Genomic DNA, 22,167 nt, shown 5'->3' on the forward strand with positions numbered 1-22,167 from the left:
GAGCGAAAATGCTCTTCTCTCTTTTTTAGGATAGCCATACTGGTAGTCGATGTTTTATAGGAGGAATCAGGTACTTTCTACTTCCCTACTATCTTATCCATCACCCAGTTGGTTCGTGCACCAGAGTCTCCAGTACTGGGACAGGAAACGCCACTCCCGGTCAGCTCCTTCACGATTGTTTCTACAAGCGGCTGATGGACATGAAGCGGCCGATCAAAACTCCATTGCTCTTTTCCTTCAACTGTCGTCAGCGTGATTGGATCATCGCCAAAAGTGGAAAAGCTGATCTTCCCCTTACTTCCGACAATTTCATTCCTATCTACATCTTCAAAAGCCGTAAAGCACCAGGTTCCGACGCCTTGAACCCCCGATGTGAAACGATATGTACCAGTCACAATATCTTCCGCCTCATAAAATCCCCCTTGATTGGAAGCAAAACCTTTTGCTTCTTGAATCGGTCCGAGTAGAAAATCAAGTATATCAAGGGTATGGCTGGCTAAATCGAAGAACAACCCACCTCCCGCTATTTCAGGCTGAACACGCCAAGGTAATTGATCTGAATCTTTCACGTCTTCCCCTGCTTTTTGATATTGGGTCGAGGAGACAAAACGAACGTCTCCGATCACGTTTTGATCAAGCAATTCTTTTATCTTCAAAAAGCGTTCCTGAGCCCGGCGATAGTATGCTACATACAAAGGAACACCAGCCTCCTTACAAGCAGCCACCATCTCATTGCATTCCTCAAAGTTGCGTGCCATCGGCTTCTCCACATAAACCGGTTTCCCGGCAGCCGCTGCCATCAGCGTACATTCCTTATGTGAACCTGGAGGAGTGGCGATATAAACTGCATCCACATCAGGATCGTTAATCAAGGCATCAGCCTCGTCGTACCATTTCGCTACTCCATGTCTTTCAGCATAATCCTTCGCCAGTTCACCCGTCCTCCGCATGACTGCCACAAGCTCTGAGTTTCGTACCTTTTGAAAAGCAGGGCCACTTTTCTTTTCTGTTACATCACCGCAGCCGATTATTCCCCAGCGGACTTTTTCATATTGCATGGGTGGACCCCTCCTCAAATGTGATTCTTCATAAATACCTTACGTCACTTTATCGTTTTTCCGGACTATTTGTGGTACGGTTCCCCCCGATTAATCCGAAACGCCCGATAGATCTGCTCCACCAAAATCAGTCTCATCAATTGATGGGGGAAAGTCATTTTCGAAAACGAAAGGGTTTCATTGGATCTCTTGATCACTTCATCACTCAGTCCCAATGATCCGCCAATTACAAACGCCACTTTGCTTTTACCGTACGTTGCAAGCTTGTCCAGGTTATCGGCGAGATCTTCTGAAGAACGCATTTTCCCTTGAATGGCAAGGGCAATGACATGATGATCTGGTGAGATTTTCGCTAAGATCCGTTCACCTTCTTTATTCTTCACCTGCTCCATTTCAGAGTCACTCAATACTTCAGGAGCTTTTTCATCTGCCAGCTCGACAATATCGATCTTTGCGTACGCCCCGAGTCGCTTCACATATTCATCGATTCCCTGCTTTAAATATTTTTCTTTTAATTTACCAACCGTTACTATTGTGATATTCACTATCCACACTCGCTTTACAAACAATTTACAAACACGTTATCCACAGAAATTATCCACATATCCACAAGACTAATCCTCATATAGTATGAGAATATTAGTTCGCCACTATATATACGGCGTTATTCCCACAATATTCACAGGTTGTGGATAACTTCTTTTCTTCAGAAAGCTCTGTTAGTTGAGGCGCTACCTCATGTTCATCGACGACAATATCCATGGCCAATTCCACATGCTCCAAGCAGCAGAAAATCATGTCGTTTCCTCCTAACCATTCTTCAAAATGTAGTTTATATACTTATCCACAATCATCATATCATGTAAAGAAAAAGCAGGAAAGGGCGCACCGCCTTCCTGCTTTTCATTTATCCACATATTATAATCGGGATTCATCCGTCAATTTCATCGTGACTTCTTTCTTCTTACCATCTCTATAGAAAGTGACTTTCATTTGATCGTTCACTTCTTTTTTATTATAAAGATGCTTCCGCAAGTCGATCACATTCTCTATCTTTTCACCATCAAGTTCTGTGATGACATCAAGCTCCTGTAAACCAGCTTGAGCAGCAGGTGAATTTGGAACGGTTTGTCTGATCATCACACCATAGTTGATATCTTTCGGCAGCTTCAAGGTCTCCTGCTGGTGATAGGCAGAAATCTGATTGACGTCTTCCAGTGTCACGCCCATAGCGGGACGCTTGACCTCTCCGTACTGCTCAAGGTCTTCGATGATCGGCTCGGCATAGTTGATCGGGATGGCGAGTCCGATTCCTTCCACCGCTTCCTGGGCGATCTTCATGGAGTTGATGCCGACCAGCTGTCCGGAAATATTGATAAGGGCTCCACCGCTGTTACCCGGGTTGATGGCTGCATCCGTTTGCAGGACCTCTGCGTTCCAATCCTCCATACCATCCTGATTGATGTCGACAGGAATCGTTCTCTCTACACCTGAAACGACACCCTGCGTCACGGAACCAGAGAATTGAAGTCCAAGGGGGTTCCCGATAGCGATGACAGGTTCACCCGCTTTCAGCTCATCAGAATTTCCAAACTCGGCAATATCATCATTCTTTATTTTACTTCCATCGATTTCAATGACGGCAAGGTCTGTCCAAACATCAGTGCCACGGAGTTTAGCAGGAACCTTTGTACCGTCAGCGAGGGTGACTTCCAATTGATCTGCCCCTTCAACCACGTGATTATTCGTCACGATATAGACTGTTTTTCCTTCTTTTTTATACATAACCCCTGATCCCGTTCCTGCCTGCTGGTCCTGGGTCTGACCACCACCCTGACCCCAGAAGCTCTGGGATTGGATATTCGTGATTCCTACCACGGAGTCCCCGGTCTTTTCAACGGCTTTTGTCACATCCGTCGTCACATTGACAGACACATTCTTGGTGGTTCCATTATGATACGTCTGATCTGTTTCTTTCAAATCCTGATCCGGTTGGACCGAATAAGGTAATATATCAAAGTTCGTCAGCTGAGGAATGGCCACGATTACGAGGACCGCCCCAAGGACGACTCCCAAAAGCCCCGCCAGGAACATTCCTCCCCGATTTCCCTTTTGCCTGACGTTCCTGCCTTCTGAATTATGATCACCGTCATAATATCCCATGTATCTTCATCCTTTCTACCAGCTATTCCTTTAGTTATTTTATCTTTACAAGCCCGATTATAGTCAGATTAAATTAAAAAATGATGAAAAGATGGTAAGAAATTTATTAGGTTACTATTTATGTAAGGCTGTTAACATTGTTGTTTTTACGAAGCGATTAGTGATTGGGTGCTTACTTTCCGCGGAGATATACAAAAAGGCGAAGACAGAAGCCCTCACCTTTTTCATACCTTTAACAGAAAAATCATAAACATTTGAATTGGTTTAAATCGCAACTAAAGGTGTTGGTACTTTAGGGTCCGTATCAAATAAATCGATTTGTTCTCCTACCAATATTCCTTGTGATTCGAGTGTTTGGGTGACACTCATTCTTGCGAGATCTTTCATATTGTTATCAAGGCTTAAATGAGCCAGGTAAATACCCTTGGTGTTATCACCCATCACTTCACTCATGGCAATGGCCGCATCTTCATTGGATACATGGCCGTAATCACTAAGGATCCGACGTTTGATATTCCATGGGTAACGACACATCCTGAGCATCCCTACATCGTGATTGCTTTCAAATACATAGGCGTCGGCATTCGAGATGATCCCTTTCATCCGATCGCTTACATACCCCGTATCGGTGACAAGAACAAGCTTCTTATCCCCGTGATGGAAAATATAAAACATCGGTTCGGCAGCATCATGTGATACCCCGAACGACTCGATGCTTAATCCCCCAAAATGCTTGGCCGTTTCCATATCAAACGAAAACTTCTGCTCTGTATCAATCTTCCCCACCAGACCGTCCATGGCGTTCCACGTCTTATCGTTCGCATAGATCGGCAGCTTGTACTTCCTCGCCAATACACCGATCCCCTTAATGTGATCACTATGCTCATGAGTGACCAAAATCCCCGACAAATCTTCAATCTTTCGGTCGATCTGACTGAACAATCCTTCCATCTGCTTGCCACTCAATCCGGCATCGACAAGAAAGGAATGTTCCTCCGATTCAACAAATATCGCATTTCCCGTACTGCCGCTTGCAAGTACACTAAAATGCATCGTCATATCTCTCACTCCAATGTTTCTTTTTCCGGTTTGGTGATCTCTACGATCTGTGCTTCCACTGCATTGATAAATAAATCTTCATTCTTCCCATCTTTTTCAACAATGAAATGCCAGGTTGGTGCCAATACTTGATAATCATCAAGTTCGAGGGTTGAATAACCCAGGCTTGGGACATCGATAATTTCACTACCATTGTCAATTTCATTGTTTTCCACTAAGAACCTTAGTGCATCAAAAGGAGTTACCAGCTGTTTTTTTCCGGTGGATTCCTCCAGGTTTTCCAACAATGTTTGTTTGTATGAGACAATTTCCCTATCTGTATTTAAATAGAGAATCAACTTCCCGTTTGTATTATTAAAGATTTTCCGGTCTTTGTACGTCTGGAAATAGATGAGGGTCTGATCTTCCTTATTATATTTCCAAAAACTGTAATGCTCTCCACTGATGATTTCATCTTTTAAAAATCCCTTCAATTCTGCCGGAGAAAATTTTTCACTAATGGGAAAAGGTTCCTTCAAAGTTGAATTGATTGTACTCTCATTTACAGCATTGACTTCCTGAGCAGTTAGCTTTTCGAGGTCTTTTTCACTGAATTTTTTTTTGCTGGCACTGATAATCGCATCTTTTACAGGCTCTTTTGACAGTTTGGGCGGATACTGTATATTAGCCGCTTTTAACGTTTCTTCAAAGGAAGTCTGTTCTAAAGTGGCTGGATTACTCGCCCTGATTTTATTCATGAATATAGTCAGGAGAAATATATCCAGAACCAGAAAGACGATAATGAAAATGCTCTTTGTTTTACTCCAATCCATCTTTTAGAATCCCTCCAATTCTTCCAGTGGGACCCTTATCCAATTTCCACTAAACTTGTAGTACCAGGAAGGCTCAAATATTAAGAATTTCCTATTGGATTCATTGGTATCCCTGGTCATCTTATATCCAACGACAATGTCCTCAATCTCTTCCAATTCTTTCGGGCTATTCTTCTTCAACGCATACAGTACAGAGGCACCAGAAGGGAGCTGCACATCTCTGATCGCGTTTTTCGAAACCATATCCAATGTAAAGTACGACCGTTCATACTTGCTGATGGAATTACTTCCCCATTCTTGGGTGAGTTCAGCCATATTATTCTCATTAAAGACCGGATGGTTCTCCATAAATAGTCTGTACACAATCTTATTTTCTACAGAACTGATGGAATAAAAATGATAGTCATCCGTCCATCCCCCGTGATCATTGACAAATTCCATGCTTTTCTGAAATAGAGTAGCAGGAGGCATGGAGGCATCGTTTTCGACAGATAAATTTATATACGAAAGAGTACTATATTCGTCATACGTCTTCATTACGCTCGGTATATTAATAAAGGTATTCTTTGTTACTTCAACATTATTCGGATCGCTGAATAGGGCTTTCTTAAAATCTTCTAATGATAATGTATCAGCATAAAACCGATAGCTTTTATACTCTTTGGGTAATCTGGGTAGAAAAATATTTTTCTTTGAGTTCAAGGGCTGCTCAATATACTCATCATAAGAAGCAACCTGTTTCAAGAAATTTTTCTCGAATTTTTGTAAGCTTTCCGCATTGACGCGGCATTCATAAAAATACTTCTTCCCGGAATCAAGGGATGCAAAATAAATCGTCCCTGTATCGGAGTTTACTGTATTCAAATCGATTACAATACGGTCGAATGAAGCAGTGGGAATGTTTTTATCTTCAAAATGAATGACGCGGCTATAAACAGATAGAGGCACAGTATCAGGAAAAACAATCTCAACTTTCTGTGCACCCTGAATAATAGATCTCATCTCATCTTTAGAATATTGATTTGAGTAATCTTTCAAATCAAACAGCGTCCAACCACTCAACCCTTTTATCACACTGTTCATTTCCTTACCATCCAGTGTTCCTACGGTTTTGTTAGCAGAATGATAAAAAAGTTGATACGGTTTGATCAACACCTTCGCAAGATTTGTTTGCTCAATCTTTTCTCCAACAGAAACATCAAAGGCTTCGTTACTATCTATCGTGTCATACCCGGGTTGATACGTCCAAAGGTTAAAGGTTAGAAAAATGCTTAGGCACACTAGTAAGGTTAAGACTATCGATTTTATTTTTTCGTATTTCATGACCATTCATCCTCTTGTTCGACTTCATATGGGAGGGTAAAGATGATGGTAGTCCCTTTCCCTTCCGTGCTGGTCGCCCACACATCCCCACCGTGTGCTGAAATCATTTCTTTTGCGATCGCAAGACCGAGACCTGTACCACCCATTTGCCTTGTCCTGGCTTTATCAACACGGTAGAAACGTTCAAAGATTTTTTCTAAGTTTTCCTTAGGAATACCTAACCCTTGATCCGATACGCTGATTTCAATGTAGCCGTCTTTTTCTTTTACTTTGAACGTAATCGTTCCACCCTCAGGGGAATATTTCAATGCGTTGGAAATGATATTATCTAAAACCTGAGTGATTTTATCCTGATCCAATTCTACGAACAATGCCTTCTCCGGTAAAAACCGTTGAAAGGTTACATTTATATTTTTGGTCATTTCAAATCGGTCGATGATTTTATGGAAAAAGAGAATAAAGTCAACCCAATCTTTATTAAATCGATAGTCTTTGCTATCCATTTTAGAAAGCTGCAAGAGATCATTGACCAGCCTGATCATTCTCTCGGTTTCATTTTGAGTGACATCCAGGAATTGAGGGGCTATACTTTCGTCCTGCCATGCACCTTCAGCAAGAGCCTCTAAGTAACTTCTCATCGTCGTAAGCGGCGTTCTGAGCTCATGGGATACATTGGCTACAAATTCCCTTCGCTCCAGATCAATCTTCTCCTGTTCCGTAATATCATGTAAAACAGCGATCAGACCGTTTACAAACCCGGTTTCTTTTTGAATAATAGAGAAATTAGCCCTCAGGACATATGGTTTATCCTTTGTGCTGTAGTCTAAAATGATGGACTCCTGTTCATTGGACAGGTCATCAAACGTATATCCTTCTTCCAGCCCCAATAGTGAAACGATGGGTTGGGAAACCACTGTTTCACGTGAAACATTCAGCATACTTGCTGCAGGGTCGTTGATAAGGATGACCCTTCCCTTTCGATCGGTGGCGATGACTCCATCCGTCATATAAGAGAGGACGGATGAAAGCTTTCTTCGCTCTCCTTCTGTCGTTGCCTGAGCTTCCTGGAGGCGCTTTGTCAGATTATTAAACGTGATGGCAAGCTGACCGATCTCATCATATCCATAAACTTTAACTTTTCTAGAAAAATTCCCTTTCGCCATAGCCAGTGCCTGTTTTCGCATATCTGAAATCGGCCTGGTGACGGTTTGAGCCAATAAAACTCCCAGAATAGCCGTTATGAACAGGGCAATCAGGGTACCGTTGGTAAAGATTTTATTTATATCATTCATTTGGTCGTAGACCCTCTCAATTTCACCAACGATATAAATGGCACCAATCACTTCATTGTTTGATTCAATCGGTTTCGCATGCACCCAAATGCGGTCATGTGTTTGATTATCAACATACGTGTTTTCAGAAGTAACACCCAGTGCAAGTACCCTTTTAACATCTTTATCCGAGGTCACCCTGTTAACAAGCTTCTGGTTATTCGGATCGGAAGTACCGATTATCCGCTTTCGATTATCGATCACCCTGATTTCAGCGATGTCTGAATTCTTGCTGCTGTCTTCTAATATTCTTCTAATGTCCTCTTCCTGGGTGGGATCATCATCCTCACGTTCTTTCACCATTTCTTCCTTAATCGTATACTCTAATAATTCTACTCGGTTCGTAATGGAAGACTGAAAGTTCTCCACCAACTTCTGCTCAAGTTCCCGCACAAAATAAACCCCGATGATTTGCATGGCGAGCAGGATGAGCAGGACGTAGATCAGAACAAATTTCAAATGAATCGAACGGGTTAAGCCAACTTTCTTCATTACATATTACTCCTGTTCAGGATTTCGTAAGTAATAACCTACTCCTCTACGTGTTACGATCCAGGTAGGGTGACTCGGGTTATCTTCAATTTTCTCGCGAAGACGTCTGACAGTAACATCGACTGTACGTACATCCCCGTAGTAATCATAACCCCAAACAGTTTGAAGTAAATGCTCACGGGTCATGACTTGTCCGATATGCTTTGCTAAGTAATGAAGTAGCTCGAACTCACGGTGCGTCAATTCGATTGTTTCTCCACGTTTTGAAACAACGTAGGCATCCGGATGGATCGTTAAGGATCCGACGGTTATTTCATTATTTTCATCCTCGACAGCTTGCTGCGCACCGTGCTGATGACGTCGCAGGTTTGCTTTCACCCTGGCAATCAATTCACGTGTACTGAATGGTTTGGTCACATAATCATCCGCCCCAAGCTCCAGTCCCAATACTTTATCAATTTCAGAGTCCTTCGCTGTCAGCATGATGATCGGCATTTCATACTTCTTCCTGATTTCACGGCACACTTCCATTCCATCACGATTCGGAAGCATGATATCAAGAAGGACAAGATCCGGTTTAATTTCTTCCGCCATCTTCACCGCTTCATCGCCATCATATGCACAATGAACCTCATATCCTTCTTTCTTTAAATTAAACTGTAATATATCTGCAATTGGTTTCTCATCGTCAACGACTAATATTTTCTTTTCCATATCAATTGATCTCCTTTAGAAAAAAGTAATGTATCATATAAAGTTGTGATTAGTATAAGATTCTTCCTTTAAATTTATCACTTTCTTCATATTAATTCATCTTTAACTCTATCATACCCTTTATTTCAATGCTTGTTGACTATAATCTAAATATAACAAAGGGGACTGACAAATAAAATGATTGTGTCAGTCCCTTGCTTGATTACCTCTATATAATTACAGTACATCCAATGGATTAATCAATGATCCATTTTTGAATATTTCGATGTGAAGATGAACGCCTGTTGCTTCCCCGGTTTCTCCCATGATCCCGAGTTTTTGCCCTCTTTCAACCGTTTGGCCGGCAGAAACAGAGATCGAGTCTAAATGAGCATAAAGAGTTCTATATCCATTTCCATGATCGATGATGACCTTATTTCCATAACCGCCATCGTCCCAGCCTGCTGATACGACTCTTCCGTTATCAACGGATTTGATGGTACGGTCACTTGGACGGGCGATGTCGATACCTTTATGCATTTTCCCCCATCTTTGTCCTTGCTTGGAAGAAATATAACCGCCATTCGTCGGCCATGCAAAACTTCCCGATCCCCTTGAAGGAACGGCTTTCGTTCCTTTAATCACGATATATTTCACTGGATCTTTTAATTTCTTTTCTTCTTTTACATTTTTAGCGGTTTGAGAACCATTTACCTTCGTCGTTTCAAAAGTAATGGATTTCTCACCATCCTGACCTTCTTGTTTTACTTTCGTATCGCCCTTATTCATAGAAGAGTCTTCTTCTACTTCTTTATCATAAGGAATCTTTTCAATCTTATTTGCTTCCTTCTTAACAAGTACGTGAACAAGCGGCTCGTATACAGTAACGTTTAACTCTGTACCGACCTTCAACGCGTCGTCTTCTTTCATACCTTCGTTCAACTTAAGTAAAGTACCGGTCGTCAATTGATGATCTTCGGCAATCGTACTTAGGGAATCGCCTTCTTGCACCTGGTATTTCTTCTCTTCTAACGCACCTTTTTCAAGAAAATCAGCCGCTTCTTCAGGAGACATCATTTCTTCCGGTCTCACCTGCGCCTTTTTAACGTCTATATTCTCTTTGAAAGAAACTTCTAATAAACGAGTTTCATTTTCTTTTAAAGCGGGTAATGAAGTAGTTGAAGAGTCATTTTTCCTTGCCTCTAATTCAGCCAGCTCTTCTTCAGAAACATAGTTAAGCTTAAAGGCTTTTAACGCTTCTTCAGCGGCCTGTTCGTCTTTCACATAAGCAACCGGCTTATTATCGACAACCAAAGCAAATGCATTTGCTTCGATTGCTACAGATTGATTTAAGCTCTCAATGACTTGCTGATTATTTGTTTTGGAAGCTTCAAATACATTCTCAGGTATGTATGTAACTTCATGATCAAAATCAACTTGGTAATCACTGTATTCCTTCTGAGCCTTCTCAAGCTTCTCCTCTAATACCGCCTTTACTTCGTCCTGACTTGTAACGGCACCTACATACTCACTACCCATATACACATGATAGATGGTTTGCAAATCTTCTTCAGACCCCGTAGCCGCAGCAGAAGAAAAGGTTAAAGTGGTAAGAGCGAGTGTTGTAATCCCTACTCTCTTCACTAATTGACTTGATCTATGTCGAATATTAAATTTTTTGTATTTTTCTAAAATGGGTGATAACTTCTCTACAAAACTCATTGACTTGCCTCCTATAAACTAAAGCAAAAATCCCAGTTAACGGTAGTTCATTATGCCTAATTTAGTCGAATTCTTTGAAATTACTACTTTACTAATTTACCATAATTCGACGAAATCCGGGACGCAGAATCATGATTGTAATATAACTGTATAATTTGTCTGAAAATATTTCTTAGTCTTTTGGACGATGATCCGCGTCATAATGGGAATGATATGGGTCTAAGGATTGATTTTTGAATGAAATAGGGTTGGTAGAAATTAGAGGATTTTTGTTGTTTTATGTTACATGAATATTACAGAGCATAATAAAAAAGTACTACGAGAGGCAAAGTCGTCGCAGTACTTTTTGTGTGATGGCTCAGGACGGAATCGAACCGCCGACACATGGATTTTCAGTCCATTGCTCTACCAACTGAGCTACTGAGCCAAATAGTTTTCGGCTTCCGCTAAGCTTCGAATCTCTTCGTCAGCTCACTCAGTCACATCCTCACGTATATAAAATACGCTCTGGTGTTCCTTCGATCGCTTCCTCGACCTTCTCGCTTATCGAAACCCTTTTCCATTCTATGACTATCAAATATAAAAATGGCGGTCCGGACGGGACTCGAACCCGCGACCTCCTGCGTGACAGGCAGGCATTCTAACCAACTGAACTACCGGACCAGAGTTTTTTGACGATAGTGAAAATAACATTCATTACTTTGCGCCAGCAAAATAAGTTTCAATATTCTGCGATAGCGAAAATAACTATCCATACGTGACTCATCGCGAATTATCAATTTCAAATTCATAAACAAATCAAAATGGTATTGCGGGGACAGGATTTGAACCTGCGACCTTCGGGTTATGAGCCCGACGAGCTACCGAACTGCTCCACCCCGCGACGATAAGAAATGGTAAGTTACAAATAATTAAGGAAGATTTTTCACTCCGCTTACGCTTCGCAAAAAACTTTGGTGACCCATACGGGATTCGAACCCGTGTTACCGCCGTGAAAGGGCGGTGTCTTAACCGCTTGACCAATGGGCCGTAGAAAAATGGTGAGCCATGAAGGATTCGAACCTTCGACCCTCTGATTAAAAGTCAGATGCTCTACCAACTGAGCTAATGGCTCTCTAAGTATATATAAACACGAATTGAAGGCTTGATCAAAGCCTCTTTCGTGACAACGAAATTAATAATATCACAGTATGATTGTCGAGGGCAACAGTTTTTTTGGTTTTTTTGTCGAAAATTATTTCTCGGGTAATAATTTGGTTGAAACGTTGGTTTTGGAGTGATTTCCTAATCTAATTTTTCCTTAAACGGTAATGTGTGGACTTTCCCCTTTCCTTTACCACGAGATTCTACACAGACGGAATTTAATATTCTTGTTGCAAGGGAAGGTGAAGAAATCATTATAAAATCTTTTAGTTGCCGCCCAGTTATTTCGTTACCAAAAAGAAGATCATAATGCTCAAGAGTCTTAAGGTGAGCTGATTTTGATTTTGATTTGCAGGTAGGACAGTACCAATAACCGTGTACTCTATCTATGGGGAGATAACCACATATTTCACATACCACTCCATTTATAATATCTTCTCTGGATATATGATATTGGTTTAATACTGAGGGATTCAAGGGAGTATCTAGTTTTTTTATTTGCTTAATCATTCTTCTAATATCTTTATCTAATAAAATGGGTTTTTGATATTTATCATTCAATTGAGATATTTTTTTGGGGAGCAAAGCAGCGTGAATGACCTGCTGACTGACATTCTTATCATTAGAGCGGATAATTGTCTGAGGATTACTTATAACGATGAGTGTACGAATGGGAATAGGAGGGAAGTGATGCTCATGTAACCATAATCTGAATTGTGATTCCTGCCTTCCTGTCTGGATGATGGGATCGGGTAATGCAATCTCTAGACCGTTCTTCTTCTGTATGTTTGATTAAAGATGGAATCGAACTCTATTGATCCGGCAATGTTTTTCACTTCTAAAATAAGTGCAAAGCTGCTTGTTAATAGTAATGTGTCAATCTGGAAATAGCGACCGTTTATTAGGAGACGGAGGTCATGCAAAATGTAGAAGGATTTAGTGGGGAGGAGGCTTAGATAATAGTCGATGGATTTCTCTCCGTTATAACCAGCTAGACTTTTTGAAAGGTTTTCTTTGATAAATTTTGTTTTGGGATGGTTCTCCGAAATACGAAGTAGCAGGACCTGCAGTTTTTGAATTTTAATCGGAAAAGGACGCTCTTTGCTGATCATTTCATCACTCCAATACTGATTTTTATTATTTATTCTCCTTTTCTTAAGAAAATCCTGCTCTCTCTGTAAATATTTTACTCTATACCGGTTCAACAAGGTTTTATTTTCAAAACCTCAATGTTTATTTTTAAAACCAGGATTATATTATCAAAAACCCCACTTTTATTTTCAAAACCGAAAATATATTATCAAAAGTGAATTCCACTTGAATTCCACCCCAAAAAAAGACCCGCCACCAGAGCCATATAACCGCTCCAACAGCAGATCCCACAATCAATATGTCAAACTAGCCGCCACAACCAATCCGACGACGATCGCGGCGGAGAATAGGCTGAATCCGATGGCGATGTTTCCTTCTTCCACTTTCTTGGCTAAGTTCGTACGCGGGGTGAGGACGTACTCGATAATCCAGTAGGCGATGACCTGGGTCGCGATTCCAATCAGGCCCCAGATGAACGCGTCAAGCAGGTTCAGGCTGTTCGCCCAGACGGTGTAGATGACGATCGCGAGTCCGATGGCTTTCCCCCATAACTTCAGGGCTACGGCGATGTTTCCTTCTTTGATTAACTTCGCTTCTGAGAACTTGGTGGTGAAGGCGAACACGGTGATTCCGAGGAGCATTAGTCCAAGGCCGGTACCGACATGGGCAAGAAAGCTGAGTAGGGCGTCACTAGTTATGATTTGCATATGTTTCTCTCCTTTTTATTTCTCCCGTATCCCTACAGGCAGAAAGTATGATTCGTTATCGGTGATGGCATTTCCGGCTCGGATGCCTATGGCGCCGGGGTTGCCGTTGATGATGAAGCTTCCAACCATCAGGCTTGCTTCCTTTTTCCCTCCATCGGTTGTGATTACTGAGACAGGCAGGGGGCAGAACTTTTGATAGACAGGGAGGGTTTGTTTATAGGTTTCATTCTTATCCTCCAACAGGACCTTCCCTGTCGCTTCCAAAATCTTGACCGTATCTCCTTCGCGGCCGAATGCAGGTTTCTGTACGTAGGTCATCCCGCTTTCTTTGAAGGGTTCGGGGTCCAGATAGGTTGGAAGGAAGTAGCGTTCGATCCACTGATGTTCTTCTTCGGTAAAAAAGGGACTCCCCTCTTCATACAGACCCCATATGAGCGCCTGCACCCCTTTTGATTGCAATAAAAATGCGGAGGGAGGGTTCAAGATTGCTAGCTTTTTATCCAAGACCAATTGCATAAGGTCCAGACCTACTTTTTCTTCGGTCAATGGATCTTGATCATCGACGAGATGCTCGACGGGATAGGTTTGCCGGTATAGGACATCGATCCGCTCTCCGGCGGGAGTATATAGTCCATCATCCCGAATGTGCAGCTGATCCAGACTGACATATTCTGAAGGGACCCCGGAAAGCGTCTGGATATACTTCGTCGTCAAGTAATCTTCTTCGTGATCGGCATGAGAAGTGAAGACGATTTTTGCGTCTCCTTTTCGGCCAAGGGACTTCCAGGAAGATAAGAGACCCCGTTTCAACTCTTTGGTTAATTGCTCTTCCATTCCCGCGTTCGGGTTCATACAATTAAAATACTGACATACCTTTCCGTTCACGTAATTGAGTTCCTTTATGAATGTGGGAGTATCACTATTAAATTCTAATAGTTTCATTTCTCCTTCTGAAACGACAAAATCGAATCTCCCGATGAGACATTCTTGCGGGATGGATTTATATTTTATATAAGAAATGGATTCCTCGGGATATCCGAGCTCGAGGAGGGTATCGTCTTCTAATTCCCGAAGCAGATCGGCTGTCTTATCAAAGATGGCGTACACGCGGCTTGTCGCTTCGTGAATCCCCAAAACCGCTTCACGTGACTTCATATGAATATCCAGTAAGGCATATTCCAAGTCATATAAATTGTGCCAGAACTCCGGAATTCTGTTGTAAAAGTCATTTCTTTTTTCACGATGAGAGGTAGTCATATTATCCTCCGAATCCACCTTTAGAACCGCTTCCGATTCCTGATTTATAGCTTTTGGAGTATGATTTATATTTAGAGAAACTCTTCAGATTTGATTTGTTTTTAAACATCCTGCCAGCAAACCAAAAGTAGCCAAAGTGTGGTGACCGGTTGTCATCGCAATAATACGTTCCACTATCGTCATCCCAATCCCAGTCGTCACAGTCTACATCCGTCGGTTCCGGTGGAAGATCCTGATTCCCGCATCCAGTGACAGATATCGCCATGACAGAAGCGGCCACTCCCGCCATCATCTTTTTCGTTTTGTTCATCTTCTTTCCTCCTCCAGCTTACATCCAGTTGCTTTCACATATAGTATATACACATAACGGTCCTCATCGATTTCAGCAGAGTCCCGTTCCCATTCAGTCCCGTCTATATAATAGTAAACGGACCCGATGACACTTAGAATATCAAGATGGTAATCATGGTGTTCTATTTTTAAAATGGGATTCTGTTTCCGCTGATTTAATTCACGTATTTCCAGTATCAATCGTTCAGGGGGAAACAATGGATCCTTCAGCGGTTCTTCCTCATACGTTTCAACATAAATGATGAAGAGGTTCCCTTCGATGGCAGAAGATAGCTGCCGGTAGGTGACTCCTTCCTTCACGAAGAACTCACATTCCCTTCTTGCCAGGATCTGTTCCAGCTCAATATCTTGATAATGATAAATGGCTTCGAAGGTGTCGTTCCCTTTTCTCAATCTATATTCTAATATCGATGCTTTCATTTATAACTCCAGCCTCCTACAATGATTTCTTTTAACTATACGAACCACTGCGGAAAAGGTTTCATTTCCCGGAAGTTCATTGGTATGATTGAACTATGATTTTTTTAAAAAAGGAGGGGTTGTATGCTTATTTTCCAAAGGATTTGGAAACAGATCACAAAAATGGACTTTGGTTTCATTCTTCTATTATCTCTGATAATTATCCTATTGGGAACCGTTGGCAGTCATTTTTTGGAACCTGAAACCTTTCCAACGCTCTTTGACGGATTCTGGTGGACGATGACGACCTTGACTACTGTCGGTTATGGGGATTATTTCCCCGTTTCGGTTGGAGGACGGATGCTTGGGATCTTCCTCTTCATCTTTGGAATCGGGATCATTGGGGTGTTGATCAGTAAGACCGTTGATTCGATTACCACGTTTCAGAAATTCAAAAGGGAGGGAAAATTAGTGTATACATATGAAGATCATTACATTTACATCAATTGGTCAAAGAAAACGGAAAGGGCCATTGAAGAAATTCTCGCCCATGTTCCCGATGCCGAAATTGTACTCATCGATATGCTTCCCGTCACACCGATCGAGCATGAGCAGATCCACTTCATCCAAGGGGACCCTTCTGATGAAAATATCTTGCTGATGGCGAATATCTTTGAGGCTAAGCGGGTGGCGATCTTTTCGGATTCCAAAATCGAGGATCCTTCCCTGATAGATGGTAAGACATTGTTAATAGCTTCCGCCGTTGAAGGATTATCGAAAACCCATCAGAAGGAAGTCCATACGATCGTGGAAGTATCGGAAGACCGTCATATTCCTAAATTTCAGCATATCGCCGTCGAAGACTTTATTTTATCCAATGATTCTGTCTCCCTTCTCATGGCAAAAGCCACCCTGCATCCCGGGACGACGAATTTATTCAGACAATTACTCAGTAAACGGTACGGCAATAACATTCATGAATTCAAGGTGAAGGAAAATTGGAAGACGATCAAGCAGGCATCAGAGGAACTTCTTGAAAAAGGGGCTATTCTCCTTGCCGTGAATGATAATATGGATTTCACCGACGCCACGAACCGGGAGCTTCATTCTGATGACATTCTCTATGTGGTTTGTCATGACCGGGTATACGAAGAGTTGAATCAATAAAAAAATCCCAGCCGCTTGTAGGCTGAGATTTTTTTATATCCTTAAATCGGGCTCCACACGCTGCGAACAACATTTGTTTGAGAGCGGTCCGGTCCGACTGAGAAGATGGAAAGAGGAATCCCTGTCAATTGTGATACCCGCTCTAAGTAATGACGGGCATTTTCAGGAAGATCCGTTAACGTCTTGCACCCTGTGATGTCTTCCGTCCAGCCTGGAAGCTCTTCATACACAGGCTCACATTCAGCCAGGATGTTAAGGTTAGCCGGGAACTCTTCCATGACTTCACCTTTATATTTGTAAGCAACACAGATTTTCAATGTTTCGATTCCAGTTAATACATCGATCGAGTTCAATGAAAGATCCGTTAAGCCACTGACACGGCGGGCATGACGCACAACCACACTGTCAAACCAGCCGACACGGCGCGGACGTCCCGTCGTTGTACCGTATTCACGGCCCACTTCGCGGATTCTGTCTCCTGTTTCGTTCGTCAGTTCCGTTGGGAAAGGTCCGTCCCCTACGCGGGTTGTATAAGCTTTGGATACGCCAACTACGTGGTTGATTTTTGTAGGGCCTACACCAGAACCGATTGTTACTCCACCAGCTACCGGGTTAGAAGATGTGACAAACGGATATGTACCTTGATCGATATCAAGCATAACCCCTTGAGCTCCTTCGAATAGAACACGACGGCCATTATCGATGGCATCGTTTAAGACAACGGATGTATCGACAACGTAATGCTTGATTTGCTGACCGTACTCGTAGTATTCATCCAGGATGTCTTCAATATTGAAGCCTTCTGTTTCATAGAATTTTTCAAAGAGACGGTTTTTCTCTTCAAGATTACGGGTAAGCTTTTCTTCGAACGATTGACGATCCAGAAGATCTGCGATACGGATACCGACACGAGCGGCTTTATCCATGTAAGCAGGACCGATTCCTTTTTTGGTTGTACCGATTTTGTTGGCACCTTTACGCTCTTCGTCGATTTCGTCCAGTTTTAAGTGATATGGAAGAATCACGTGTGCACGGTTGCTGATTCTAAGATTATCTGTTTTCACATCGCGATCGTGAAGATACTTTAACTCTTTCACAAGAGCTTTCGGATCGACAACCATCCCATTCCCGATAACGGACGTTTTTTCGTTATAAAATATACCTGATGGAATTAAGTGTAATTTATATGTTTCACCGTCAAACTTAATTGTATGACCCGCGTTGTTCCCACCTTGGTAACGCGCGATTACTTCTGCATGTTCAGAAAGGAAGTCAGTGATCTTTCCTTTTCCTTCGTCTCCCCATTGTGTACCTACTACTACTACTGAAGACATATTAAGCACCTCCGACGGGAATTAGTATTCCCTCTTTTATCAAACAAACTCATTTTATCAACACTAACACTGAAAGTCAATCAAAACACGAACGTTTATATAGGTAATTATATTTATGTTCGTGTAAACGCATGCTTTTTTCTGTTAAAAACAGTTGGTGGTTGATTTTTTTGATAAATTAATTTTAGTAAACGATATTACTCAATGTGGGTGTTCTAGCTCTGTTTGACCAACGTATCCTTTGATTGTAAGGGGATTCACTCCCTTTCCGCGGACGACCGGCCAAGCCTCCTCGCATTCGCTGCGGGGTCTTGGCTCGCCCGTTTTTCCGCAGGAGTCTCGCAAATCCCCTTACAATCATATTAATGAGTCGTGAACAGAGCTCATTATGATTATTGTATAGAATTGCTTAGTGATCGTTTTAGATTTAATGTGTGATGATAGCAGTTAATATATCACTAACCACTCCAAAGGATGCTGTTTATTAAAACTTGTATGGTTTGTCTCAATTTAAGAAATCATGCTACGAAAGTTGATTGGAGCGGAAGGTGCTCGACTCCTGCGGGAATTGCGTGAAAGTACGAAAAGCGAAGGCGGCTCGCACAGCCCCGACAAGCATAAGATGAATGGGCCGAGAAGGCGTATTTTGCCTTCTTGGTCCATTTAGCTTATGACCTCGAGGGGGTAGGCGCCGTAGCTTAGACATTGAGACCCCACAGGGCAAAGCCCGAGGAGGCTCAACTCACGCCCCGCGGAAAGCGAGCACCTGCAGCGGAAATCAACCGACTACTATCCTTTTTTGGATAAAGATTTAATGTTCTGGTAGATTATATAGCGCATTTTAGAATCTTTTGCTAATCTAAAATAAGCATTTTGAATTTTACATACAATTGAATATTGAGGTGACGATTTGATGATTAAACGATTTTTTAGTTATTACCGTCCGCACCGGCGGCTTTTTTATATTGATTTTGCCTGTGCGGTGTTAGTGGGACTTTTAGAGTTAGGATTTCCTTTGGCGGTATCGTGGTTCATAGATTCTTTATTGCCCGATGGGAATTGGAGTACGATTCTGGCTGTTTCAGCGGGTCTCCTGGTTCTCTATTTGCTCAGTTCAAGTATGCAGTTTGTTGTGAACTACTGGGGGCATAAGCTCGGGATCAATATCGAGACGGATATGAGGCGGGAATTGTTTCATCATGTTCAGAGGCAATCCTTCCGATTCTTTGATAATACGAAAACGGGTCATATCATGAGCCGGGTGACAAACGACCTGATGGATATCGGGGAGCTTGCCCACCACGGACCAGAGGATCTGTTCATTGCCGTCATGACCTTTATCGGGGCATTTTGGATCATGCTCTCGATTAATATGGAGCTTGCTTTAGTTGCGATCATCATTGTTCCATTTCTTGTGTGGCTCATTTCGTATTCAAATATTAAAATGAATGCGGCCTGGACGAAGATGTACGGAAATATTGCTGACGTCAACAGCCGCGTTGAAGACAGTGTTTCGGGGGCAAGAGTGGTTCAGTCATTCACGAATGAGTCTTATGAAATGGAACGTTTTAACGAGAATAATCAATTTTTCCGAAAGTCCAAGTTAAAAGCATATAACGTGATGAGTGTGAATTTATCAGGGATTTATATTACGACTCGGTTGATGACCTTGATCATACTAGTATATGGAGCCTGGTTAAGTTTTTCAGGGGCTCTCTCGTATGGGGAGCTTGTCGCCTTCATTCTTTATATTAACGTTCTGTTTAAACCGATCGACAAGATTTCGGCACTCTTAGAATTGTATCCGAAGGGAATGGCAGGCTTTAAGCGGTTCACCGAGCTCATGGATGTGGAGCCGGATATCGAGAATCGCCCCCATGCCGTTGAAGTGTCCACGCTGAGAGGGGATATTGCCTTTAACGGCGTGACTTTTGGATATGAGCCTGCCCGGCCCATTCTGAACGATTTATCCTTCACCATTCACTCAGGACAGACGGTCGCATTTGTCGGTCCTTCCGGTGCCGGGAAAACCACGATATGCTCATTGATTCCCCGCTTCTATGATATAGAAGAAGGAGCCATCACCATTGATGGGATCGATATTCGTGAGATGACGAAGGAATCCCTCCGTTCCCAGATCGGGATCGTACAGCAGGATGTGTTCTTATTTACTGGGACACTCCGTGAAAATATTGCTTATGGGAAACTTGATGCCACTCAGGAAGAGATCGAGGAAGCGACGAGACGTGCGCATCTGACAGACCTGATCGCATCCCTTCCAGACGGATATGAGACCCAGATCGGGGAGAGGGGACTGAAGCTTTCCGGAGGGCAAAAGCAGCGTTTATCCATTGCCCGTATGTTCCTTAAGAATCCACGGATCCTGATTCTGGATGAGGCCACTTCTGCTCTGGATACAGAAACAGAAGCGATCATTCAAGAAGCGTTAAATGAACTCGCAAAAGACCGGACCACCCTGGTGATTGCCCACCGGTTGGCAACAATCAGGAAAGCGGACCGTATTCTGGTCGTCACTGAAAACGGGATAGCCGAGGATGGGACTCATGAAGAGTTGCTCTCTAATGAAAATGGAATCTTTACCAGGCTCCATGCCCATCAGCATGCAACGATCTTATAACAATAAAAAATCCAAGCCTGATAAGCTTGGATTTTTTTCTATTAAGCCGGAGCGTCGTCAAACCGCCGCTCCAGATTCACGAATTTATTGTATTCCTTCACGAACGCCAATGATACGTTCCCAACCGGACCGTTACGCTGCTTGGCGATGATGATCTCGATGATATTCTTGTTTTCCGCTTCTTTGTCATAGTAATCTTCACGGTATAGGAAGGCTACAATATCCGCATCCTGCTCGATACTTCCTGATTCACGGATATCCGACATCATCGGACGCTTATCCTGACGCTGCTCCACTCCACGGGAGAGCTGGGACAGGGCAATAACGGGAACTTGAAGCTCACGGGCAAGCCCCTTAAGGGAACGGGAAATCTCTGAAACCTCCTGCTGACGGTTTTCGCCGGAACGACCGCTACCCTGGATCAGCTGTAAGTAGTCGATGAGGATCATTCCAAGACCGTGTTCCTGTGCGAGACGTCTGCATTTGGAACGGATTTCCCCTACTTTGATCCCCGGCGTATCATCAATGTAAATACCGGCATTCGAGAGGCTACCCATGGCCATGGTCAGCTTTCTCCAGTCTTCATCCGTCAAGTCACCTGTACGGAGATTCTGTGCGTTGATGTTACCTTCCGCACACAGCATACGCATGACGAGCTGTTCCGCCCCCATCTCGAGTGAAAAGATGGCTACATTTTCCTTGGCTTTTACGGCTACGTTCTGAGCGATGTTCAGGGCAAAGGCGGTCTTCCCCATGGAAGGACGGGCACCTACAATGATTAAGTCATTTCGCTGGAATCCTGCCGTCATATGGTCAAGGTCGGCGAATCCCGTTGAAATCCCTGTAACGTCACCCTTCCGATTCGTCAAGGTTTCGATATTATCATACGTCCGCACCAGTACATCTTTAATATTATGGAAAGCTCCGGCGTTTTTACGCTGGGCCACTTCCATGATATTTTTTTCCGCTTCGCTCAGGAGGCTGTCCACCTCGTCTTCACGGGCATAGCCGTCGGAAGCGATATCAGTCGCTGTACGAATCAACCTGCGCAGTAATGATTTCTCTTCCACGATCTTGGCGTAATATTCAATATTTGCAGCGGTTGGAACGGAAGCGGCCAGTTCACTTAAGTAAGCTACCCCGCCGACATCCTCGAGCTCTTTCGCTGCTGCCAATTCTTCAGTCACCGTAATCAGGTCGACGGCTTTTCCACCATCCCCCAGATTCAGCATGACGTTGTATATTCTTTGATGAGAATGACGATAGAAATCCTCTGGAATCAATATTTCCGATGTGGTCGTCAATGCACTGGGCTCCAGGAAAATGGCCCCTAATACCGCTTGTTCAGCCTCTATATTCTGAGGTGGAACCCGGTCCTGAAACATTTCATTCATCTATGCTCAAACCTCCCTTACGATCAAACAGA

Annotated in this window: 20 protein-coding genes and 5 tRNA genes; 2 read left to right on the plus strand and 23 right to left on the minus strand. The window is 42.8% G+C overall.

The genetic code is table 11. The annotated features are described in order from the left end of the window. Positions 1-77 precede the first annotated feature (77 nt). From AC0VXY_RS21880 to AC0VXY_RS21980, 21 genes are all read right to left on the minus strand, one after another. Positions 78-1,058 (minus strand): Gfo/Idh/MocA family protein, encoded by a 981-nt coding sequence (locus AC0VXY_RS21880; protein WP_475526543.1) that lies wholly within the window; start codon positions 1,056-1,058, stop codon positions 78-80. Between the two features lie 65 nt (positions 1,059-1,123). Further along, positions 1,124-1,603: a 23S rRNA (pseudouridine(1915)-N(3))-methyltransferase RlmH gene (gene rlmH, locus AC0VXY_RS21885; RefSeq protein WP_475526545.1), complete on the minus strand. Its 480-nt coding sequence runs from the start codon at positions 1,601-1,603 to the stop codon at positions 1,124-1,126. Positions 1,604-1,697: 94 nt separating this feature from the next. Then, the gene (locus AC0VXY_RS21890) at positions 1,698-1,856 is read right to left on the minus strand and encodes a CxxH/CxxC protein (RefSeq protein ID WP_475526546.1); all 159 of its coding nucleotides are present in this window, start codon (positions 1,854-1,856) and stop codon (positions 1,698-1,700) included. 120 nt (positions 1,857-1,976) lie between these two features. Then, positions 1,977-3,221 (minus strand): S1C family serine protease, encoded by a 1,245-nt coding sequence (locus AC0VXY_RS21895; RefSeq protein WP_475526547.1) that lies wholly within the window; start codon positions 3,219-3,221, stop codon positions 1,977-1,979. A 264-nt stretch (positions 3,222-3,485) separates the two neighbouring features. Next, a complete protein-coding gene (locus AC0VXY_RS21900; RefSeq protein WP_475526548.1) occupies positions 3,486-4,280 on the minus strand; it encodes an MBL fold metallo-hydrolase in 795 nt (264 codons plus the stop codon). Between the two features lie 5 nt (positions 4,281-4,285). Then, the gene (locus AC0VXY_RS21905; protein WP_435988855.1) at positions 4,286-5,092 is read right to left on the minus strand and encodes a two-component system regulatory protein YycI; all 807 of its coding nucleotides are present in this window, start codon (positions 5,090-5,092) and stop codon (positions 4,286-4,288) included. Positions 5,093-5,095: 3 nt separating this feature from the next. Beyond that, a complete protein-coding gene (locus AC0VXY_RS21910; protein WP_435988854.1) occupies positions 5,096-6,415 on the minus strand; it encodes a YycH family regulatory protein in 1,320 nt (439 codons plus the stop codon). Beyond that, on the minus strand, positions 6,412-8,238 hold the full coding sequence (walK, locus tag AC0VXY_RS21915; RefSeq protein WP_435988853.1) for a cell wall metabolism sensor histidine kinase WalK: 1,827 nt from the start codon (positions 8,236-8,238) through the stop codon (positions 6,412-6,414). Before walK ends, AC0VXY_RS21910 begins: the two co-directional genes overlap by 4 nt. A gap of 6 nt (positions 8,239-8,244) precedes the next feature. Further along, positions 8,245-8,952, minus strand: a complete 708-nt coding sequence (gene yycF, locus AC0VXY_RS21920; protein WP_060674576.1) for a response regulator YycF — start codon at positions 8,950-8,952, stop codon at positions 8,245-8,247. A 216-nt stretch (positions 8,953-9,168) separates the two neighbouring features. Continuing rightward, on the minus strand, positions 9,169-10,653 hold the full coding sequence (locus AC0VXY_RS21925; RefSeq protein ID WP_475526549.1) for a peptidoglycan DD-metalloendopeptidase family protein: 1,485 nt from the start codon (positions 10,651-10,653) through the stop codon (positions 9,169-9,171). Between the two features lie 354 nt (positions 10,654-11,007). Beyond that, positions 11,008-11,080 (minus strand) — tRNA-Phe (locus AC0VXY_RS21930). 159 nt (positions 11,081-11,239) lie between these two features. Further along, a tRNA-Asp gene (locus AC0VXY_RS21935) sits at positions 11,240-11,316 on the minus strand. 146 nt (positions 11,317-11,462) lie between these two features. Further along, positions 11,463-11,536: transfer RNA gene (locus AC0VXY_RS21940), tRNA-Met, on the minus strand. A 71-nt stretch (positions 11,537-11,607) separates the two neighbouring features. Next, positions 11,608-11,682 (minus strand) — tRNA-Glu (locus AC0VXY_RS21945). A 9-nt stretch (positions 11,683-11,691) separates the two neighbouring features. Further along, positions 11,692-11,767 (minus strand) — tRNA-Lys (locus tag AC0VXY_RS21950). 170 nt (positions 11,768-11,937) lie between these two features. Then, a complete protein-coding gene (locus tag AC0VXY_RS21955) occupies positions 11,938-12,357 on the minus strand; it encodes a hypothetical protein (RefSeq protein WP_475526550.1) in 420 nt (139 codons plus the stop codon). A 203-nt stretch (positions 12,358-12,560) separates the two neighbouring features. Beyond that, positions 12,561-12,908, minus strand: coding sequence for a nuclease-related domain-containing protein (locus AC0VXY_RS21960; RefSeq protein WP_475526551.1), 348 nt, complete (start codon positions 12,906-12,908; stop codon positions 12,561-12,563). Positions 12,909-13,181: 273 nt separating this feature from the next. Further along, positions 13,182-13,595 carry a DUF350 domain-containing protein gene (locus tag AC0VXY_RS21965; RefSeq protein WP_261749182.1) on the minus strand — a complete coding sequence of 138 codons (414 nt, stop codon included), beginning with the start codon at positions 13,593-13,595 and terminating at the stop codon, positions 13,182-13,184. Positions 13,596-13,610: 15 nt separating this feature from the next. Further along, positions 13,611-14,852, minus strand: a complete 1,242-nt coding sequence (locus AC0VXY_RS21970) for a glutathionylspermidine synthase family protein (protein WP_475526552.1) — start codon at positions 14,850-14,852, stop codon at positions 13,611-13,613. A gap of 1 nt (position 14,853) precedes the next feature. Then, positions 14,854-15,162: a hypothetical protein gene (locus AC0VXY_RS21975; protein ID WP_435988848.1), complete on the minus strand. Its 309-nt coding sequence runs from the start codon at positions 15,160-15,162 to the stop codon at positions 14,854-14,856. Next, positions 15,159-15,623: a hypothetical protein gene (locus AC0VXY_RS21980; RefSeq protein WP_475526553.1), complete on the minus strand. Its 465-nt coding sequence runs from the start codon at positions 15,621-15,623 to the stop codon at positions 15,159-15,161. The genes AC0VXY_RS21975 and AC0VXY_RS21980 overlap by 4 nt, the downstream gene beginning before the upstream one ends. A gap of 123 nt (positions 15,624-15,746) precedes the next feature. Between AC0VXY_RS21980 and AC0VXY_RS21985 the strand changes: the two genes are divergently transcribed. Next, positions 15,747-16,769 (plus strand): potassium channel family protein, encoded by a 1,023-nt coding sequence (locus AC0VXY_RS21985; RefSeq protein ID WP_475526554.1) that lies wholly within the window; start codon positions 15,747-15,749, stop codon positions 16,767-16,769. A 41-nt stretch (positions 16,770-16,810) separates the two neighbouring features. On the opposite strand, the gene AC0VXY_RS21990 is transcribed toward AC0VXY_RS21985, so the two are convergent. Then, positions 16,811-18,103, minus strand: a complete 1,293-nt coding sequence (locus AC0VXY_RS21990; RefSeq protein WP_435988845.1) for an adenylosuccinate synthase — start codon at positions 18,101-18,103, stop codon at positions 16,811-16,813. 913 nt (positions 18,104-19,016) lie between these two features. Here AC0VXY_RS21990 and AC0VXY_RS21995 point away from each other — a divergent pair. Continuing rightward, complete coding sequence (locus AC0VXY_RS21995; protein ID WP_475526556.1) at positions 19,017-20,741, plus strand: ABC transporter ATP-binding protein; 1,725 nt, start codon at positions 19,017-19,019, stop codon at positions 20,739-20,741. A 41-nt stretch (positions 20,742-20,782) separates the two neighbouring features. Here AC0VXY_RS21995 and dnaB read toward each other — a convergent pair whose 3' ends face one another. After that, positions 20,783-22,135 (minus strand): replicative DNA helicase, encoded by a 1,353-nt coding sequence (gene dnaB, locus AC0VXY_RS22000; protein ID WP_034764791.1) that lies wholly within the window; start codon positions 22,133-22,135, stop codon positions 20,783-20,785. Between the last annotated feature and the right edge of the window lie 32 nt (positions 22,136-22,167).

It is taken from the genome of Rossellomorea sp. QJM3NY_18 (assembly GCF_056173145.1).

What these genes read in the sequence shown, in the direction of transcription:
- AC0VXY_RS21880 (WP_475526543.1), bottom strand. Translation starts at nt 1,058, where the DNA reads ATGCAATATGAAAAAGTCCGCTGGGGAATAATCGGCTGCGGTGATGTA.
- AC0VXY_RS21890 (WP_475526546.1), bottom strand. Translation starts at nt 1,856, where the DNA reads ATGATTTTCTGCTGCTTGGAGCATGTGGAATTGGCCATGGATATTGTC.
- AC0VXY_RS21895 (WP_475526547.1), bottom strand. Translation starts at nt 3,221, where the DNA reads ATGGGATATTATGACGGTGATCATAATTCAGAAGGCAGGAACGTCAGG.
- AC0VXY_RS21900 (WP_475526548.1), bottom strand. Translation starts at nt 4,280, where the DNA reads ATGACGATGCATTTTAGTGTACTTGCAAGCGGCAGTACGGGAAATGCG.
- AC0VXY_RS21905 (WP_435988855.1), bottom strand. Translation starts at nt 5,092, where the DNA reads ATGGATTGGAGTAAAACAAAGAGCATTTTCATTATCGTCTTTCTGGTT.
- AC0VXY_RS21910 (WP_435988854.1), bottom strand. Translation starts at nt 6,415, where the DNA reads ATGAAATACGAAAAAATAAAATCGATAGTCTTAACCTTACTAGTGTGC.
- walK (WP_435988853.1), bottom strand. Translation starts at nt 8,238, where the DNA reads ATGAAGAAAGTTGGCTTAACCCGTTCGATTCATTTGAAATTTGTTCTG.
- yycF (WP_060674576.1), bottom strand. Translation starts at nt 8,952, where the DNA reads ATGGAAAAGAAAATATTAGTCGTTGACGATGAGAAACCAATTGCAGAT.
- AC0VXY_RS21925 (WP_475526549.1), bottom strand. Translation starts at nt 10,653, where the DNA reads ATGAGTTTTGTAGAGAAGTTATCACCCATTTTAGAAAAATACAAAAAA.
- AC0VXY_RS21960 (WP_475526551.1), bottom strand. Translation starts at nt 12,908, where the DNA reads ATGATCAGCAAAGAGCGTCCTTTTCCGATTAAAATTCAAAAACTGCAG.
- AC0VXY_RS21965 (WP_261749182.1), bottom strand. Translation starts at nt 13,595, where the DNA reads ATGCAAATCATAACTAGTGACGCCCTACTCAGCTTTCTTGCCCATGTC.
- AC0VXY_RS21970 (WP_475526552.1), bottom strand. Translation starts at nt 14,852, where the DNA reads ATGACTACCTCTCATCGTGAAAAAAGAAATGACTTTTACAACAGAATT.
- AC0VXY_RS21975 (WP_435988848.1), bottom strand. Translation starts at nt 15,162, where the DNA reads ATGAACAAAACGAAAAAGATGATGGCGGGAGTGGCCGCTTCTGTCATG.
- AC0VXY_RS21980 (WP_475526553.1), bottom strand. Translation starts at nt 15,623, where the DNA reads ATGAAAGCATCGATATTAGAATATAGATTGAGAAAAGGGAACGACACC.
- AC0VXY_RS21985 (WP_475526554.1), top strand. Translation starts at nt 15,747, where the DNA reads ATGCTTATTTTCCAAAGGATTTGGAAACAGATCACAAAAATGGACTTT.
- AC0VXY_RS21990 (WP_435988845.1), bottom strand. Translation starts at nt 18,103, where the DNA reads ATGTCTTCAGTAGTAGTAGTAGGTACACAATGGGGAGACGAAGGAAAA.
- AC0VXY_RS21995 (WP_475526556.1), top strand. Translation starts at nt 19,017, where the DNA reads ATGATTAAACGATTTTTTAGTTATTACCGTCCGCACCGGCGGCTTTTT.
- dnaB (WP_034764791.1), bottom strand. Translation starts at nt 22,135, where the DNA reads ATGAATGAAATGTTTCAGGACCGGGTTCCACCTCAGAATATAGAGGCT.